Genomic DNA, 18145 nt, shown 5'->3' on the forward strand with positions numbered 1-18145 from the left:
GATGGAGAAGATACTGCAACTGAAAGTTTGGTCGATTTCAAAAATACTTCTGTTTTTTATTTTAGGTGCTGCCGTTTTAGGTCCTGCTTTTTTTAATGTGAATATTGGCCCAATCTCTTTATCTTTATTTAGAATAACGTTATATGCCTTATGGGTCATCTTCGTTCTATTATTGTTAAAAAATGATGGGGAGATATCCATTACTAATTTAAAAGTAAGACTCCTTGTCTGGTTTCTCATTTTTTGGTTTGTTTATTCCATCATATCTTTGCTTTGGGCAGATTCAACCATTGATGCCGTAAAACATATTAACCATTTATTTGTCGGCTTTTCACTCATTATCTTTGTTGTTTTCTTTTTTATTGAGAAACGGGACTATATCCATTTTTATCGTTTATGGATATTCATATTAACGGTATTAATTTTAGTGGGGTTATGGAATGTATTAACCGGACAGCAATTAAGCGTCTCGACACTTGCGGGTTTAACCAATGAACAGCGTTTTACGCCAACTGCTATCTTTCATAACCAAAATGATTTTGCAACCTATTTAGCGTTAAGTCTACCGTTTACATTGACCTTAATTCGCTATGGACGAAATCTATTGGTTTCTCTATTTGGTATTATCTTATCTTTACTCAATTTATCTTTAGTCTTCCTAACCTATTCTCGTTCGAATTATCTTGCGATCGCAATGGGAGTCGCATTTTGGTTCTTTTTCTTTATGAAAAGGAGAGAAAAACTATTTTTAATTGTTCTTACGCTATCTGGAACTATGGTACTATATTTTCTATTTCCTGAGCCTTTCCATTCTGCTTTAGATACATTAAAGGTTCAAATTGATAGCCTATTTGTCCATGATCAAGGAAAGGAATCGGTGAATGTAAGAACAAATCTCATAAAGAATTCTCTACTCTTTTTATATGATCATTATGGTTTTGGCGTTGGTGCAGGAAACGCGGAATACCACATGGCACATTTTCGAGTCTATGACACGGCTAAAATCGTCAATGTTCATAACTGGTGGTTTGAGCTTTTGGTCAATTATGGAATCCTTATTTTCTCGGGATATGTCCTGTTCTATTTATCGCTAATCATCCTATTAAAAAAACAATATCATACCCTGACTGATCGAAACGAGAAGATGATCGCAGAATCATTAATCATCGGATTAGTTATATTTTTCCTAGCAAGTACGAGTTCAAGCACAATCATTGCCTTTGGACCACAATGGCTTTTCTTTGCCTTTACGGTTGGCTATTTAAATTATTTATATCTCAAGCAGGAAAGGAATGCCCTAGCTGAATGAAGATTTTAGTAATTTCGCATATGTACCCTTCTAACTTTAATATGACTTCTGGGATTTTCGTGCATGAACAAGTCAAAACTTTGGTTCGTCAAGGTCATGAAGTTAAGGTAATTTCACCCATTCCTTGGGCTCCTTTTCCTTTCAATCAATTAAGTAAAAAGTGGAATCAATATTCGAAGATACCAAGAAAAAGTCAGATCGATGGGATTGAGGTTTTTTATACGCGATATTTAAATTTGCCTCATTCCTATTTATTCGAATACTACGGCGATTTTTTTTATCTAGGGATGAAAAATGTCATTGCCAAGCTCTATCAAACGTTCCCTTTTGAACTCATTCACGCTCATGTCGCTTTGCCTGATGGGGTTGCGGCAATTAAACTGAAAGAAAAATTTCATGTTCCTTTCGTGGTTACCATTCATGGCCAAGACTTACAACATACCATTTATCGGAATAAGAAGTGTAAAGCGAAAATAACTGAAACTTTTCAAAAAGCAGATAAAATCATCCTCGTAAGCTCAAAATTAAAACGGATTGCGGATCAAGAGATTGGCTACTCTAGTAAATCGGTTGTGATCCACAATGGAATGAACCTAGAGAAGATCAGTTCAACTCACAGTAAAAAAATACCGTCAAATGAACGAATGATCTTAAGTGTATCCAACCTCTATCCGAGTAAAGGGATCGATTTGAATTTATATGCCGTCAGTAAACTGAAAAACAAATATCCCAATTTAAAATATTATATTGTGGGCGACGGACCGGAAAGAGATCGCTTGAGAAAATTAGCTGAAGATCTTCAGATTAAGGAACATGTGAAATTTCTCGGCCGATTGCCTCACGAAAAAGCATTAGAATATATGCAAGCGTGTGAGATTTTTTCCCTGCCAAGCTGGAAAGAAGGCTTTGGTATTGCTTATATCGAAGCTATGGCTTTTGGCAAACCGGTGATTGGAGTCGTTGGAGAAGGAATTGAAGATGTCATTCAACAGGGAGTAACGGGGGTATTAGTAAAACCAAAAGATGTAGAAAGTTTAGTTAAGGCATTAGATGATTTGCTTTCAGATCCAACAAAAGGAGAAGAAATGGGTCAAAATGCAAGAAAAATGGTTTATGATCAACTGACTTGGAAAGAAAATGTTCAACAAACCATCGATCTCTATAAGGCGGTGCTTCATCATGGCGAAAACTAGAATCTGTCATCTCTCCTCTGTACACCATTATCTAGATACCCGGATTTTTATGAAGGAATGTCGTTCATTGGCTTCTGCCGATTATGAGACTCATTTTGTCGTACCGGAAGCAGATGAAAAGATCATCAATGGCGTTCATCTTCATCACGTGCAAAAAAGTAAGGGTGGACGGTTGGCTCGGATGACCAAAACGGTTTGGAACGTTTATCAAAAGGCTCGTTCACTTGATGCGAAGCTCTACCATTTTCATGATCCAGAGCTGATTCCGATTGGCCTTCTTCTGAAACTGCAAGGGAAAAAAGTGATCTATGATGTACATGAGGATGTTCCCAGACAGATATTAAGTAAATACTGGATTAAGAAACCACTAAGAAAACTCATATCCTGGGTATTTGAAAAATTTGAAAATTTCTCAGCTAAGCGATTTGATGCTGTTGTTACTGCGACTCCCTACATTAACGAACGCTTTAAAAAATTAGGCTGTAACACGGTGAATGTAAGCAATTATCCCATCCTTGAAGAATTTCTGGACAATGCCATCGACTGGTCTACAAAGGAAAATGCGGTATGTTATGTTGGTGGAATTACTGGCGTAAGAGGATTGTTTGAAATGGTTGATGCCATGACACAAACCAATAGTCGTTTATACCTTGCGGGTAAGTTTTTCACTGAAGATGAACACCAAAGGGCGAAAAAGATGGATGGATGGAAGAATGTGATCGAATTAGGACAAATTGACCGAAAAGAAGTAGCTCAGACTTTAGCGAAATCGAAAGCGGGTTTAGTTGTCCTTCATCCCATTGAGAATTTCATTGATTCTCTTCCGATTAAAATGTTTGAATATATGGCTGCAGGAATTCCTGTCATTGCATCCAACTTTCCGTTATGGGAAGAAATTGTCTTAAAGCATCATTGCGGAATATGTGTAAATCCGATGAATCCAAATGAAATTGCCAATGCCATCAATTGGCTATTGGAACATCCAGAAGAAGCAGAAGGTATGGGGAGAAAAGGGAGAGACGCTGCAATTCATGAATATAATTGGAATTCTGAAAGAGATAAGTTAATTCGTGTATATGAAGAGATACTGAATAGATTGTTAATTGCAAAATAAAAGTACAGAGTTCTGCAGCAAATTTTTGTAGAGGATAAAAAAACGTTTGAAAAACCGGGCAAAGCCCGGTCCTTTTTATTTGGTAGGTTTAATATCACTTAGTCGATATTCGACACCATGTATTCCTTTATAATATTCAGGATACATTTCTTCCCCTGTCAGTGATAATGTAAAAGTTGACCACTTTAGTGGTTTGTGATCACTAAAAAATTGACCACCTCTAGCAAATTTTCCTGTATCTTTAGATTGACGAGATCTTAAATACGGGAGGAAAGGATATGCTAGAGATGGCTAATATTGAGTTTATCAGAAAATAATACTTTGTAAAAGGGAAGTCAATACGTCAAATATCACGAAAAACTGGTTACGCTCGTCAAACGATTAGAAAAGCGTTAAATTCAACAGAAATTCCACGGTACCAAACGGAAAAGCCTAAACCAAAACCTGTCGTTGATTCTGTAAAGGACATTATTATCTCTTGGCTTAAGGATGATGAAAAGGCTCTTCCTAAGCAAAAACACTCAGCCCGCAGAATCTATCAACGATTAGTTGATGAATATGATTTCTCTGGAGGCGAATCAACGATTCGCAGGTATGTATGTGAATTAAAGAAGCACTTATCCATATCAAATGGCTATATTCCATACAGCCAAAAAGGATCTGAACAATTATTACTATTCTTTTCACAAAGATATGAACGTGGAAGCATGATTATTACAAGTAACCGTGAATTTTCTTTGTGGACCCAGGTTTTTGGAGATGAGCAAATGACAGCTGCCCTCATTGATCGCTTAACTCATAGGGCATATATTTTCCCAATGAATGGAAATAGCTACCGCTTTAAACAAAGTTTGCAAGAAGAACATTAAAAATTGACCACTGATCAGTGGTTTTTATTTAAACGGGGTGGTAAACTTTTTGATTGACATTAACATCCCCACAGTTTTCACTAGTAAACATAGGTGGAACCGAAAGGTCTCCATCATCCATTGCATCAAAATCTTGTACCCACACTTAATGGAATTTCTTATTTTTCATAATATCAAATTTTTACATTAGGTAGAAGGGTTATCCCAGAGACAAATGAACCCCCAACTACATTGAATCGGCAGAAAATCTATAAAGGTATCAAGGATTATTCGGATGAGACGAAACGTGTATTACCGATCATTGATCAATGGCTCGAAGATGATCTTATACGTTGGGAAAAACAAAAACATACAGCTGCAAGAATTAATCGAAGATTAGTAGATGAGTATGATTTCAAAGGATCTGAGTCAAATATTCGCGCAGTTTGTGAAAGCAAATCTTCACAAAAAGTAGGATGCTTTCTTATCTTTTGAAAAAATCCCTTATCGTAATTATGAACCATAGCTCCTCTTATGACACTATGGTTTTTAATTTTATTCCGGCTATATTGGGGATTTAACTATTGGATTTAACACCGTCTTAGGAAAATTGCTTTTGTATTGTTATTTTAAGAAATTATTTGTATGGAAAACATTTTACTTTTAAAAACAAAAGAGACAGTATGATTAGAGTAGCTATAATATATATAAATAGTGTTGGATCATACCAACCTACATTTATACCTACTAATAAGTATGAAAATATCGTAGCTAACAAAGGAATGGCGAATATATTCTTTTTTGCTAGATTATGTAAGATACCCAGTAATGTGCCATAGAAAAAAACATTTAGATACGCCCCAATAAAACCAAAATCAGCATAACTAGCTCCTATGAAGGTTGGAGCTAAGGAAACTGACCTATTAATTAACTTTCCGCCTACATATACCATTTGTCTGCCATTTAAGAAAGAACCGATTTGATAATTTGCATATTCGAAATTTGTTCCAGGGATTATTCCAAATAAAGTATCAAAAAGTAATTTGCCATGAAAATAACCTAAAGGACCAGATTTTTCTATAATCTCTTGTAGATTGTATAAGGGGCCTATACTATCAGTATAAAACAAACCAAGGCCTAATAATGCAGAAGTTTTCATCCCATAAATCCCACTTTTTGTAAGTATTCCAACAGTAAAAGCAATAACTAGTACACCTATCGTAAAAAAAATTGATATTTTAAATATATTTTTTTTATTAATATATGTTTCAGTGATGAAAAAAGCAATTAGAAGTTTAATAGGGAGATTTCTAGCTCCTAATAATGATAATAGAATTAAAGAGAACAATAACAACACTAAAATTATTTTCTTTTTTCTAGGATAAACTACATTTAAAATAGGTATCAAAATAATCTGTAAGGAAGCAAGATAAACAAGTTTTGGTGAAAGAAACCATCTAGAGGATACATTAATTAATGGTATATCGTGTAATATAAATAACTGGATAAAGACAGCTAAAACAGAAATAAGATAAACAATGATTATCAATTTACTAATCTTATTAGTAAATTTATGATAATCAGGTAAATTTTTAAAATTAAATCTAGATCCAATAATAAAAGATAAAACTAACAGAATTAGACTAGATATATATATAAATAATGTTATTACATTTGGTTTAAAATAAAGAATATTAATATTAAATTTAGATATAACATCGTATGTAATATCTGGCAACCTACTAAAAGGAATGAAAATATAAAGTAAAGCAAACCAAAAAAATAAAACAATGGGGTTAACTAATAGATCCATTTTTTTAATTCTTAAAAGAATAAATAAAAAAGAGAATAACATGAATAATAATAATAATTCCGTACTATATTGGGTTAAAGCTATTGACACTAATATTATAAGTACCAAAAAAAATATATTATATTTGATATCATTTAAAAGATTCACCAAGAATGCCTCCATTAGTCTGGATTTTAATCAATATTTTGAACACAAAATAGTTAAGTTTCTTTTTCTGTTGACCATCCTTCGATGAACTGAAATAAGGCTAGTTTGGCAGAATGATAGTCTGGATATTGCACATGATTGACTTTTTCTTTCTTCAAAATCGCAAGGAAATACTCTATACAGGCATTGTCATAAGGACAGCCTTTGCGGATGAATAATTGTGTGATGCCTTGAGATTTTACGTATTGTTCAAACTCATCATTTGTATATTGTGTACCTAAATCCGTATGAAGACAATTGTTTTTTTAAAATCATCATTATATTTCTTGCGTTTCATCACGGACACATCCTCTCCCAATTTTTATTGTAAGGGACTTAGCTAAGTTGTGTCCATGAAACTATACTAACACCAAACAAGTACAACATTGGATAGCTACTTTGCCTAATTATATCAAGGCTTGTTTACCTAATTTAGGGTGCGAAAGTTGAGTAAGACTTTACTGTATTATTTAATTTGTTAACTAATTAAATAATATATTTTATATATTTAATAATACATTGAATTCACCTTTTTAAAAATAAGAATCTTTTAATTCTCACTCATCTTATTTTTTAATATCTCTGATATTCTCGCTTTCTCTTCCTCTGAGATAAATACATAAGAAATACCATCAATCGAACCAGTCGTAGCTTTGTATTTTAATTGTTCGACGTTTTTACTAGAATAACTATTTAAATCAAAAGCAATGCTATAAATAGTGGATTTATCCATATCCGTACGTACATCATCACCTAGAACATCAAGGAGACTATTAATTTTCAATGGAGACCGTATATTTTTACTTTGATCTAAAAATGCTTTAAGCACTTCTTGTTGTCTATCGTTTCTACCAAAATCACCCTTATTATCATGTCTAAACCTTGAAAAATAAAGTGCTTGTGTACCATTTAATAATTGATTGTCACCATAAGGTAAATGTACTTCAGGAAATTGGTTATTTATCTTCTCTGCAGTTGGTTGATCTACGTTTAACCGAAGTCCACCGGTTTCATCTACTGCTTTCACAAAACCATTAAAGTTGAATAAAACATAATGATCTATAGGGATGCCAGTAAAGTTTTCAACTGTGGCAATTGTAGTACCTACTCCAAAACCGTATGCACTATTTATCTTACTTTTACGGTTCTTACCGGCAATCTCCACATATGTGTCTCGTGGGATTGAAACCATTGTTATTTTTTTTGTTTTATCATTCATAACGATTAACATTATAACATCAGTTCTACCCTTATCATTAGTATTTGGTCGCTTATCCAAACCGAGTACCAAAAAAGTTTTTACATAGTCCGGTTTGATAGCTGTATCAACCTCAGAATGGACCCGATTAATTGGGTTATATATTTTGTTCATAGCATTATTAATTCTAAAATATGTATATCCTATTGTCCCTAAAAGTAAGACAATAATTGTTAATAATGACCATTTGATCCATTTACTATTCTTCTTTTTTTTCTTTCTATTCCTCATGACCATTTACTCCTCTATAATAACCTTTTATAGACACCCCTTTAATAAACAAAAAAGTAATAAACAAAAAAGCAATTACATTCAAGGAAAATATTGTTTATTGTATAAAAATTAACTATAATTATACAATATTTTTTAATATGCCCCTTTACCTAAAATCACATAGGGAATTGTTTTCAATAAGATTATCAAGTCTAATTTAAGTGATTGATTCTTAACATAGTTAATATCGTGAGTAAGAAGCTGATCAAAGGTTACATCAGTTCTTCCACTAATTTGGGCTAGACCCGTAATACCCGGTTTCACATTCAGTCTAACAAGTTGTTCCTTTGTACAATGTTCTATCTCACTTTGAATTAATGGTCGAGGACCAACTAGACTCATATCACCTTTTAAAACATTGATTAGCTGAGGAAGCTCATCTAAACTCAGTTTTCTAATGATAGATCCTATCTTTGTTACTCTTGGATCGTTTTTCATTTTCACATATACTTCTTTTCTTTCTTGAAATTCCTTGAGTGTTGGCAAGATTTCCTCTGCATTAACTAACATACTTCGAAATTTAATAATTTTAAATGTATTTCCAAATTGTCCTACACGTTCTTGCAGAAAAAAAACGGGCCCTTTTGATTCTAATCGGATTAAGACTGCCACAATTAAAAATATTGGTAAAAATAATAAAATGAGTAAAAGAGATACGATAATATCAAAAGTACGTTTAACATAAATGTAAAAGGAGTAATTTGTATTTATTTGTGAAACGGTAGTAGCTCGAGTTTCATAGCTAACCTTACTCAAAATATTCCCCTCTTTTTATATTATATTAATTCATATTGTTTTAATATCTGAATATAGTCTAATTGATTTTTTTTATCTTTTTTAAAATCTTTTTTTCTTTTTACAAATTTAATTTTACCAAAATCTTCTTCTGATTTTAATTCTATCATTTTACCACTATTTATAAGGTATTGGTCAACGGCCCCCATTATTCCACCTTTATAAATTGTAAATACTGGAATTTGCAGAGCAGCAGCTTCACGATTCATAGTTCCTCCAGCACTAATTACAATATCAGAACAGTTGATCAAATTATATCCATCAAGAACCTCATTTGGAATAATTACATTCGGTAATTTTAGAGAATTAAAAAATTCTATTTGATCTTTAGTTCTTGGAACAACAATTATATAACAATTTTCATTAGAGGAAAGATATTTTAATAATTTAATGGAAATATCGTAGTTGTTTTGTTGATAATGTGCCTGAGTTGCAGGTGGTCTATACGTTATAACTACCTTAGAAGGATCTAATCCTAATTTTTTCACTAAATATCCTTCTTGATAATTATATTCATGGATATAAAAATCTTCTTTTAACCCATTGAAATCGATAATTTTTTCCTTTTTTGCTCCATATTTTTTAATTCGTTCAAAAGGTATAACAGATGGCTTTAAAATTTTTGTTGCTAATCTAAAATTTATATTATGTGCAAAAACATACTCATAATCAAAAGATGTTACATGTGGAATTCCTCTTAAAAATGCAACAAAGGCTAAATCATTTGATCCCATACTTAATGCTAAATCAAATGACTTACCTTTTGAAAATCTATATAGTTGTAACGTTCTTTTAAATAAGCCCAGTACCTTTTTAAATTTGTTTTTTCCCATATGATTTCCTAGATGAATATAATCTATTTGGTATTCATCTAATAACGGGAGAGTTTGTGCATAATCTCGAGCTGTTACGGTTACATTATGACCTTGATCGATTAGGGCTTTAATGATACCTTTAAAAAATAGAACATGTGGTGAATTTGTAAGATCTATCCATATATTTTTGCTCATTACTAGCCTCCATTAAATACTATTTAAAACAGAAATAATTGTACCAATATCTTCATCTTTCAATGCTGGATGAACAGGTAAAGAAAGTACTTGCTCAGCCATCTTCTCAGATATTGGTAAGCTTAGACCAGCGTAACCCCTATCCGTATATACTTTTTGTTTATGTAGCGGTTTTGGATAATGAATACCATAGCCAATTTGGTTATCTTGTAAAGCTTGAATTACTTTATCACGATCGATTAATACTTTAACTGTATACTGATGGTAAACGTGTTTATAATGTTCAGGAGTATACGGTGTAACTAGCCAATCAATATCTTTTAACCCTTCATTTAATGCCATTGCATTTTTAATTCTAGCATTATTAAACTCATCAAGTCTCTCGAGTTGACCTAACCCAATAGCAGCACTAATATTTGTCATTCTGTAATTATAACCCAATATTGTATGGTTGTATCTTTCAGGAGAGCCATGGTTAATTAAAAGTTTAGTATTTTTATAGATTTCTTCATTGTTTGTTACAACCATTCCTCCCTCACTTGTTGTCATATTCTTTGTTGGATAAAAACTAAAAGTTGCTACATCTCCAATAGTCCCTACTTTTTTACCATTTATTTCAGCACCATGAGCTTGTGCACAATCTTCAATTACTTTTAGGTCATATCGATTGGCGATTTCCATAATTGCATCCATATCAACGGGTAGACCATATAAATGAACAACTAAGATTGCACGTATTTTAGGATTTTCTTTAACAGCATTCTCTACCTTATTCGGGTCAATATTAAATGTTTTTTCATCAATGTCTACAAAGACTGGGTTTAGTCCACTATATAAAATAGAATTGCTACTTGCTATAAATGTAAAGGGAGTAGTAACAATTTCCGAGTCCTTTGGAAGATTTAAAGCTTCAATTGCAGCGTGTAACGCCGTTGTACCAGATGAAGTTGCAACAGCATACTTAACTTTCAAATAGTCGGCAAATTTTTCTTCAAATTGTTCTACGTATTTTCCTGATGCTATTACTCCACTATCTAGTACTTCCATTACTAGTTTTTTTTCTAGATCAGATATTAGGGGTTTAGCTATAGGTATCATTATAAATCCTCCAATATTTTTAATATTTTATTTTATTACTTTTGTAGTGTTGCATGTATTACATTTGTATACATCTTCTTCAATTTGTTCCATTTTCCTTCCACATTCGCAAACATAACCTATAATTCTTGCTGGGTTACCTACAACTAAGGCATAGTCTGGCACATCTTTTGTAACGACGGCCCCTGCGGCTACCATTGCATATCTACCTACTTCGTTACCACAAACAATAGTTGCATTTGCCCCGATCGATGCACCTTTTTTTATTCTTGTAGGGGTTACTATCCATTCATCATTATAAGCTCTTGGATAAAGATCATTTGTAAACACCATATGTGGTCCAAGAAATACATCATCTTCAATTTCGACTCCATGATAAATAGAGATTCCATTTTGTATCTTACATCTATTGCCGATTTTAACACCTTTATCAATGTAGACATCTTTTGAGATTATGCAATTCTCCCCAATTTCCACATCTTCTCTTATTTGTGCCTGATTCCAAATTTTTGTTCCTTCACTTATTTTTGCTCGATCTGATACTTCTGCTGATGGATGAATAAAAATTTTTTTTGTGTCCATTTCGGTCTTCTCCTTGTATATTAAATAAAGTTATTTAGCAGAGATAATCATTGTATAATTTTTCGAAAACTTTTTTATAATCATGGTTCTTTTCTACCCAAATTCTCGATTGAACACCAATTTCTTTTCGTATATCAGGGTTATCTGCTAGGTAGGTAATCGCCTCTAATAATTTTTCTGAATTATTTACTTTAATAAAAGGGGATATTTCATCATAAAATCCATCATAATCAAACTTACATATTACTGGCCTTCCTACAGCTAAAGCTTCTAATTCAGACATTCCAATAGCACCCAACTTTAGCTGGCCAATAACAATATCGTGTTCACTTATTAATTTAGGTATTTCCGAATAAGGAACTTTATCGATGAATTTAATCTTTTCTCTGTTTTGAAGTAAGTTTAAATATTTTATATGATCTACACCAAAATTAAACATGGTAAATTCGATATCAGATCTAGCAGCTAACTGATTAATCGTTTCAATTGCAATTTCTATTCCTTTTGTAGGATCTAACTTACTTATTACTAAAACTTTCGTCTTACTATGTAATTGTTTTTCATTTGAACGATTCGTATCTAAAAAAAACATATTCATATTAATAGGATTTGGTATAAATTTAGCATCTTTCCGAATTCTTAAAACTTCTTCTCCTAAGTCCGGTGTGCTAAAATAGACTTTTTTAGCCTTTTTTAAGGATAGTAAAGTGATCCATTTGAATATTGGGTGCTTTAAATTTCCTCTTATATCTGTACCATGACAATGTAAATAATAAGGTATTCTAGTTAATATACCCAATATTCCAAAATACGCATAATGAATATGTAGGACTGAAAAGTGATTTTCTTTAAAATACTTTTTTAACTTTCTAATTTCTTTTAGTCTATTAATAAATAATGCAATCTTTCTTAATATAGAAGTTTTTTTATAATTACCTAATGGAATTCTGTATATCTCAGAATAAATTCCATGGCTTTTGGAAGCCTCTACTAACGTACTAGATACATTTGCAATATCGTTGAAATGTAGAATTTTCAATGCCAACACCAACTTTATTATCTTGTTAATAATAAAGAAGTATTTAGTCTATCATATACTTGCTTTCTAATTCTTTCGGACATTTCAACCGCTTTAAGACCGTCATAAGCAGTAACAACTGGTACACTATTATTTTTAATACTATCAATAAATGCTTGTAGTTCCACAAGGAGGGGTTCTTCATTAGGAACATAAACCTTTTCAACGATATTTTCTTGCCTATAAGTCATTGTTTTATCCTTACCCTCAATCATATTAGTTTTTCGAGAAAGTAAAACTTTCTTTTCCATATAATCCAATTGAATATATGCAGTTTCTGTGGTTATTCCAATTCTACGAATCTTCTCTTGTGTAACTCTACTTGCTGTAAGATTAATAATCATATCGTTTTCTAATTGTAAAGAGGCTACTGCGTAATCAATTTTATCTTTTGAGAAAATGATATTACCAAATGATTGTACATCTTTTATCTTTGATGGAAATAGACTTAAAACAATATCTATATCATGTATCATTAAATCCTGAATAACATCAGCATCACTAATTCTTCCATCATAAGGACTCATTCGTTGAATATCTACACCAATTACTCTATGATCTTTTAAAATTTCTGCTAACGTTCTAACAGCCGGATTGAATCTTTCAATATGCCCTACTTGTACAATTAAACCTTCTTTATTTGCTAAATCTATAATTTCTTTTGCCTCTTCTGGTAGAACAGTTATCGGTTTTTCAATTAAGACATGTGTATTTAAATTTAATGCCTTCATCGCTATATCATAGTGTAGTGATGTGGGAACAGCTATAGATACAGCATCACAGGCAGCAAGTAGTTCTTCCATATTTTCGTATGGTACTGTATTGAAATCTTTTGCTATTTTTCTTGAATGTTGAAAGTTAGCATCATAAATTCCTATTAATTCCACATCATGTTTAAGTCTATCATAGACCCTAACATGATTTTTTCCCATTGAACCAGCACCGATGACTCCAATTTTTAATTTGGTCATTTTAATCCTCCCTCTATAAATATTCCATTTTATTTATAATGGAATTTCAAACCAAAAAATAAGCTCTATAATAATTGAGCAGCCTACTCCTTTTATCTTGTAGTTCAAGGTAATTTTTTAATTAATAATGTAATTTTTTTACACTAGTTTACATTATAACGAATTTTTCCACAAAATTCTACATATTTCAATTTACAAAATTATGAATAATAATATTAAAGAATGAAATAAAGTTTAAAACGTACCTGCTTTTGGTTTTTTATTATTGAAAATTTTACTAAAAGTTAAAAGAACCAGTCTTTGCTTTAAAAGTAAAGAAACGAGGAGATAGATTAAAACACCAAATAAAACCGATAATAATAACCAGCCAAAACGAATTATTAGTGAGTATTTTGTAATATCATAAAAATAGTAAAGTTTATATACAAAAATCGCCATAATCATAGACGCAACCATAGCTTTGATAAAACTTATAGTAAAATATTTATTATTTAGCTTTCCTATTTTTTTTGCTAATCCTCCGTATAAAAGTAAACTTGCAACTAACAAACTAATTGAAGATCCTAGAGCTAGACCTGCGTGTTGCATATATTTTATTAATATTAAATTTAAGATAATATTTATTACGAGAGCAATAATTCCATTTATCATTGGAGTTTTTGTGTCTTGTAATGAATAAAAAACTCTACTTAATAGTTCTCTAATCCCTAAACCAATTAATCCAATACTATAATAGACAAATGCTATAGAGGTCATTGATGTAGCTGTACTATCGAATGCACCCCGTTGAAATAATAATTGTATAATAGGTGTTGCTAATATACCCCCTCCTACCGTTATCGGAAGCAAAATAATAATCATAGATTCTAAACCATTCATTGTGGTCATTTTAAAGGCATCAATTTGATTACTAGCAAATAATTTAGAAAGTCTGGGATATAAAACTGATACGATCGCCATCACTACAATTGCATATGAAAGTTGATTTAAACGGTTTGCATAATTTAAAGCTGATATACTTCCTTCTACTAGGTGAGATGCAAGCATTCGATCAACAATAACATTTATTTGACCAACCATAGCGCCAAGTATAACTGGTCCAACTAATTTAATGATTTGTTGAAAACCTTCTTCTTTCCAGTTTAAAATCACTTTATATCTCCAGCCTGTTTTTATTAGTGAAGGTACTTGAATAATGACTTGACCAATCACTCCTAAAACTACAATCCAAGCTAATCCAGCAATCCCAAGAGAGTTACCATAGAGAACTAAATAACCTACAATGATTAAGTTAAACGGAATTCCTAATCCAGCAGTTATATAAAATCGCTCATGACTTTGTAAAATCGAAGCGAAAATTGAATTTAGCGTTAAAAAGAGCAACATCGTCATCATTATTCTAGTTAATTTAACTGCAAGGTCAAAGCCACTCCCTGAAAAGCCAGGTGCAAAAATTGAGACAAGATAATTTGAGAAAAACATTGAGATAATAGTTATAATTATTGCTATTATACTAGTAATATTGATTAAATTATTCGTAAATACTAGCCTTTCTTTTAATCCATTTTTCTTTGTATATATGGGAATAAAAGTTGTACCTATTGCAGTAGCTATTGCAGCAAAAATTGTTCCTGGAATCATGTATGCGATAAAAAATGCATCTGATTCAATTCCCGCACCAAATTTCGCTGCAATGACCATTTCTCTAAAAAAACCTAATACTCTACTAATTGCTGTTATTATCATTATTACTAAGGTAATTTTTACTGCATTCCTAGGCATATTCTGCTCCTTTATTTTTCCTAGTATAAGTTTTTTGTTTATATTCCATTTCTGTAATTGATTTTCATTAATTTTCATTCAATAGTCCTATATTTTCATTCATCATTTGTTTTAATATTTTTGACCTAACATTTTAATTTTCCATTAAATGTTATACCCTAAATCTTACTTCCCTATCGCAAACATAATCTCGCCCTCGGCCACAACCTTTTCTCCAACTTGAGCGGTTGCTTTTCCTTTTCCCATTGGTCCTTTGATCCGTATGACTTCCACTGTTAATGTTAATGTGTCCCCTGGCTTTACTTGCTCACGAAAACGGAAGTTATCGATTCCTGTGAAGAAGGCGAGTTTGCCTTTGTTCTCCTCTTTTACCAACATGGCCACTGCACCCACTTGGGCTAATGCCTCTACAATCAATACTCCTGGCATTACAGGGTATTCAGGAAAATGGCCTTGGAAAAATGGTTCATTTACCGTTACATTCTTGATTCCTACCGCTTTCTTTCCTTCTTCTAGTTCAATGATCTTGTCCACTAATAAAAATGGGTAACGATGGGGGATAATTTCTTTAATTTGGTTAATATCTAACATTTGCATTTTCAACTCCTACCAGCTATAAATTTATATAAATTTTCTATCATCATTATTTTCCCATAAATTGCTATTTCTAAAAACTTGACTTTTCGCATATTTTTGTAGTAAGCGAATTAGAATAAATAGTGCCCCCTCTACCGGCCCTGGTTGGTGGAGGGTTCACATAAAGGAGTGCGACACCTTAAATGTCGTACTCCCTATTCAAGGAAAACCGTAAGGTTAGGAGCAGCGTTAGAACATACAGGCCATATCGGGATTGTATATTCCATAAGCAGCGACTTTTGGTAGCCACTTTCTTACCTAATCATTATTAAAGAAAGTGGCGGACAACGGAGCTGCGTTGGAATATACAATCCCATTTCTTTCGTATCTTAGGCTTATATGTTCTAAAAGCTGCGACATAGCACGACTTGCAACTTTAGTTGCATAGCGTGACTTGTGCCCTATGTGTGCTTTAGCGAGCGAGTTTTCGAACATATAAGCCCTACATCATCGTACAGCCGCTATCTTGATTGATTCTTTCTATTCATCTTTCGAAATTCAAATAAATAAATCATCGATGTAAAAAAAGCAAAAATAACCACAAACCATAAAAACTTCATATAAAACGGGAACTTAAAAATAATAAATAAGATCGCAAGATAAAACAAAATGGTCGTCATTTTACCTAAAGCATTGGCAGGGACGGTTTTTTTTCCACGAAAATGAAAAAAGATGGAGCTTACAATCATTCCAAAATCGCGAATAAAGATCAGAATCGCAACAAGCACCGAGATCTTACCTGAAATGAGCAAAGATATGATCACCGTTAACATCATTAATTTATCTGCTAAAGGGTCTAGCAAAATTCCAATATCAGTTACCCAATTATGCTTCCTTGCGATATAGCCATCAGCAATATCCGTAATACCTGCTAAAAGTAAAACACCAAAAGCAACGAATTCTTGCCCTGAGAAGTAAACGATTACGAATAAGGGTATTAAGAAAAAGCGAATCGTCGTTAATAAATTGGGTAGATTCACTCCATCCCCTCCTACAAGTTGACAAAGTTGAAGAAATTCTTTCAACGAAAAAAGTCATCTTCTGATATTTAACGACCGGAAGATGACTGAGGAAAGTTATTTAACCAAAAATTAATCGATATATATGAATCCAAGTACCTGGGTTTAGTACTTGTAAGGGATTCCCTTTTCCTAGAACACCATAGCCGATCATAGATCCTACAAAAAGTGCAATGATGGCTACGACCATGAGTAATAATGCTAATTGATGGGTCTTCGCCTTAGTTCTTGGTTTAACTTCTTTATTTTGCTTTTCTTTTTTGGCTTCAAGTTGATGCCTTTCAGATCTTGAGCGTACTTTGTATTGTCCTTGTCCTGATTGCATTTCCTCTTTCACAACCTTTTTTTCAAAAAGTTAACCCCGTAAACGAGTCGCCATACCCATCATCTGATCGGAATAAGATAATGCCCTAGCTTGAAACTGATATTGTCTTTGTGCTTCTGTTAGTTGCACCATTTCCTTCGCAAGATCCACATTAGAACCTTCCAGCTTACCTTGCTGAATCGAAAATAGGTTTCGATTGTTTGGACTCTGCATGTCCAAATTTTCGATGATATTATTCGCCTGATTGGACAGTTCAGCAGGAACTTGATACAAATTATTTCCTGCTTCTTCTAACGATTGCAAAGAATTCACTTTTGCTAATTGCAGGTACCCTAAGTCTGTGATTCGTCCACCGTTATCCTCAGTTATCAGTTTACCCATTGCATCTACTTTTAATGAACTTCCATTTGGAATTTGAATGGGAGTGCCATTATGATTCAACACATAGTCTCCCTCTGCGGTTACCAAATAGCCTTGTCCATCGATGAAAAAATGTCCATCCCTTGTATAACGTGTGATTTGATCATTAGGTGATAAAACAGTAAAAAATATATTTTCACCCAATAATAACAAATCTGTCGCAACTCCCGTATCGATGGGTTGTCCTTGATCAAAATGGGTAACTGATAATGCAACTCTAGATCCTGCCCCTTCATCGATTCCTAAGGGAGTAAGGCGGCCATTTAGACGAAATTCCTCTGGTTGTTCCATTCGGGCCGATAAGATATCTTGAAAAAAAATTTCTCTGCTCTTATACCCATTGGTATTGATATTAGCGATATTGTTTGCGATTGTATCAATTTTTTGTTGGACGGATTGCATTCCAGTAAGGGAGTTAATGATCGACAAATTCAT

Annotated in this window: 18 protein-coding genes; 5 read left to right on the forward strand and 13 right to left on the reverse strand. The window is 32.6% G+C overall.

The window, feature by feature from the left end; all coding sequences use genetic code 11:
- The first annotated feature begins 1 nt into the window (after position 1).
- The 5 genes from EDD72_RS04915 to EDD72_RS04935 all read left to right on the forward strand — a co-directional run bounded on the left by EDD72_RS04915 (position 2) and on the right by EDD72_RS04935 (position 4959).
- Positions 2-1309 carry an O-antigen ligase family protein gene (locus tag EDD72_RS04915; RefSeq protein ID WP_132767827.1) on the forward strand — a complete coding sequence of 436 codons (1308 nt, stop codon included), beginning with the start codon at positions 2-4 and terminating at the stop codon, positions 1307-1309.
- The gene (locus EDD72_RS04920; protein ID WP_132767829.1) at positions 1306-2502 is read left to right on the forward strand and encodes a glycosyltransferase family 4 protein; all 1197 of its coding nucleotides are present in this window, start codon (positions 1306-1308) and stop codon (positions 2500-2502) included. Before EDD72_RS04915 ends, EDD72_RS04920 begins: the two co-directional genes overlap by 4 nt.
- Positions 2489-3616 carry a glycosyltransferase family 4 protein gene (locus tag EDD72_RS04925; protein WP_132767831.1) on the forward strand — a complete coding sequence of 376 codons (1128 nt, stop codon included), beginning with the start codon at positions 2489-2491 and terminating at the stop codon, positions 3614-3616. The genes EDD72_RS04920 and EDD72_RS04925 overlap by 14 nt, the downstream gene beginning before the upstream one ends.
- Positions 3617-4254: 638 nt before the next feature.
- The gene (locus tag EDD72_RS12820; RefSeq protein ID WP_279388088.1) at positions 4255-4485 is read left to right on the forward strand and encodes an ATP-binding protein; all 231 of its coding nucleotides are present in this window, start codon (positions 4255-4257) and stop codon (positions 4483-4485) included.
- A gap of 231 nt (positions 4486-4716) precedes the next feature.
- Positions 4717-4959, forward strand: coding sequence for a hypothetical protein (locus tag EDD72_RS04935; protein WP_207893643.1), 243 nt, complete (start codon positions 4717-4719; stop codon positions 4957-4959).
- A 142-nt stretch (positions 4960-5101) separates the two neighbouring features.
- On the opposite strand, the gene EDD72_RS04940 is transcribed toward EDD72_RS04935, so the two are convergent.
- The 13 genes from EDD72_RS04940 to EDD72_RS05005 all read right to left on the reverse strand — a co-directional run bounded on the left by EDD72_RS04940 (position 5102) and on the right by EDD72_RS05005 (position 18145).
- Entirely contained in the window at positions 5102-6424 is a 1323-nt protein-coding gene (locus tag EDD72_RS04940; RefSeq protein WP_165894970.1) for an oligosaccharide repeat unit polymerase, read from the reverse strand.
- 589 nt (positions 6425-7013) lie between these two features.
- Positions 7014-7952, reverse strand: a complete 939-nt coding sequence (locus EDD72_RS04950; RefSeq protein ID WP_165894971.1) for an LCP family protein — start codon at positions 7950-7952, stop codon at positions 7014-7016.
- A 135-nt stretch (positions 7953-8087) separates the two neighbouring features.
- The gene (locus EDD72_RS04955; RefSeq protein WP_243643778.1) at positions 8088-8750 is read right to left on the reverse strand and encodes a sugar transferase; all 663 of its coding nucleotides are present in this window, start codon (positions 8748-8750) and stop codon (positions 8088-8090) included.
- A gap of 20 nt (positions 8751-8770) precedes the next feature.
- Positions 8771-9799, reverse strand: coding sequence for a DUF354 domain-containing protein (locus EDD72_RS04960; RefSeq protein WP_132767839.1), 1029 nt, complete (start codon positions 9797-9799; stop codon positions 8771-8773).
- A 12-nt stretch (positions 9800-9811) separates the two neighbouring features.
- Positions 9812-10897 (reverse strand): DegT/DnrJ/EryC1/StrS family aminotransferase, encoded by a 1086-nt coding sequence (locus EDD72_RS04965; RefSeq protein ID WP_132767841.1) that lies wholly within the window; start codon positions 10895-10897, stop codon positions 9812-9814.
- A 27-nt stretch (positions 10898-10924) separates the two neighbouring features.
- On the reverse strand, positions 10925-11479 hold the full coding sequence (locus tag EDD72_RS04970) for an acyltransferase (protein WP_132767843.1): 555 nt from the start codon (positions 11477-11479) through the stop codon (positions 10925-10927).
- Between the two features lie 34 nt (positions 11480-11513).
- Complete coding sequence (locus tag EDD72_RS04975; RefSeq protein ID WP_207893644.1) at positions 11514-12518, reverse strand: glycosyltransferase family 4 protein; 1005 nt, start codon at positions 12516-12518, stop codon at positions 11514-11516.
- A gap of 17 nt (positions 12519-12535) precedes the next feature.
- Positions 12536-13528, reverse strand: a complete 993-nt coding sequence (locus EDD72_RS04980) for a Gfo/Idh/MocA family protein (protein ID WP_132767848.1) — start codon at positions 13526-13528, stop codon at positions 12536-12538.
- Between the two features lie 234 nt (positions 13529-13762).
- Positions 13763-15388 (reverse strand): murein biosynthesis integral membrane protein MurJ, encoded by a 1626-nt coding sequence (gene murJ / locus EDD72_RS04985; RefSeq protein ID WP_132767850.1) that lies wholly within the window; start codon positions 15386-15388, stop codon positions 13763-13765.
- A gap of 87 nt (positions 15389-15475) precedes the next feature.
- Positions 15476-15901: a 3-hydroxyacyl-ACP dehydratase FabZ gene (gene fabZ, locus EDD72_RS04990; RefSeq protein ID WP_132767944.1), complete on the reverse strand. Its 426-nt coding sequence runs from the start codon at positions 15899-15901 to the stop codon at positions 15476-15478.
- A 506-nt stretch (positions 15902-16407) separates the two neighbouring features.
- A complete protein-coding gene (locus EDD72_RS04995) occupies positions 16408-16926 on the reverse strand; it encodes a CDP-alcohol phosphatidyltransferase family protein (RefSeq protein WP_132767852.1) in 519 nt (172 codons plus the stop codon).
- A gap of 100 nt (positions 16927-17026) precedes the next feature.
- On the reverse strand, positions 17027-17290 hold the full coding sequence (locus tag EDD72_RS05000; protein WP_132767854.1) for a DNA-directed RNA polymerase subunit beta: 264 nt from the start codon (positions 17288-17290) through the stop codon (positions 17027-17029).
- A gap of 30 nt (positions 17291-17320) precedes the next feature.
- Positions 17321-18145 carry a flagellar hook-basal body protein gene (locus EDD72_RS05005; protein WP_132767856.1) on the reverse strand — a complete coding sequence of 275 codons (825 nt, stop codon included), beginning with the start codon at positions 18143-18145 and terminating at the stop codon, positions 17321-17323.

This window comes from Tepidibacillus fermentans, from assembly GCF_004342885.1.
GTDB lineage: Bacteria > Bacillota > Bacilli > Tepidibacillales > Tepidibacillaceae > Tepidibacillus > Tepidibacillus fermentans.

What these genes read in the sequence shown, in the direction of transcription:
- EDD72_RS05000 (WP_132767854.1), bottom strand. Translation starts at nt 17,290, where the DNA reads ATGCAATCAGGACAAGGACAATACAAAGTACGCTCAAGATCTGAAAGG.
- EDD72_RS04970 (WP_132767843.1), bottom strand. Translation starts at nt 11,479, where the DNA reads ATGGACACAAAAAAAATTTTTATTCATCCATCAGCAGAAGTATCAGAT.
- EDD72_RS04965 (WP_132767841.1), bottom strand. Translation starts at nt 10,897, where the DNA reads ATGATACCTATAGCTAAACCCCTAATATCTGATCTAGAAAAAAAACTA.
- EDD72_RS04950 (WP_165894971.1), bottom strand. Translation starts at nt 7,952, where the DNA reads ATGAGGAATAGAAAGAAAAAAAAGAAGAATAGTAAATGGATCAAATGG.
- EDD72_RS04925 (WP_132767831.1), top strand. Translation starts at nt 2,489, where the DNA reads ATGGCGAAAACTAGAATCTGTCATCTCTCCTCTGTACACCATTATCTA.
- EDD72_RS04920 (WP_132767829.1), top strand. Translation starts at nt 1,306, where the DNA reads ATGAAGATTTTAGTAATTTCGCATATGTACCCTTCTAACTTTAATATG.
- EDD72_RS05005 (WP_132767856.1), bottom strand. Translation starts at nt 18,145, where the DNA reads ATGAATTTGTCGATCATTAACTCCCTTACTGGAATGCAATCCGTCCAA.
- EDD72_RS04960 (WP_132767839.1), bottom strand. Translation starts at nt 9,799, where the DNA reads ATGAGCAAAAATATATGGATAGATCTTACAAATTCACCACATGTTCTA.
- EDD72_RS04980 (WP_132767848.1), bottom strand. Translation starts at nt 13,528, where the DNA reads ATGACCAAATTAAAAATTGGAGTCATCGGTGCTGGTTCAATGGGAAAA.
- EDD72_RS04915 (WP_132767827.1), top strand. Translation starts at nt 2, where the DNA reads ATGGAGAAGATACTGCAACTGAAAGTTTGGTCGATTTCAAAAATACTT.
- murJ (WP_132767850.1), bottom strand. Translation starts at nt 15,388, where the DNA reads ATGAAAATTAATGAAAATCAATTACAGAAATGGAATATAAACAAAAAA.
- fabZ (WP_132767944.1), bottom strand. Translation starts at nt 15,901, where the DNA reads ATGTTAGATATTAACCAAATTAAAGAAATTATCCCCCATCGTTACCCA.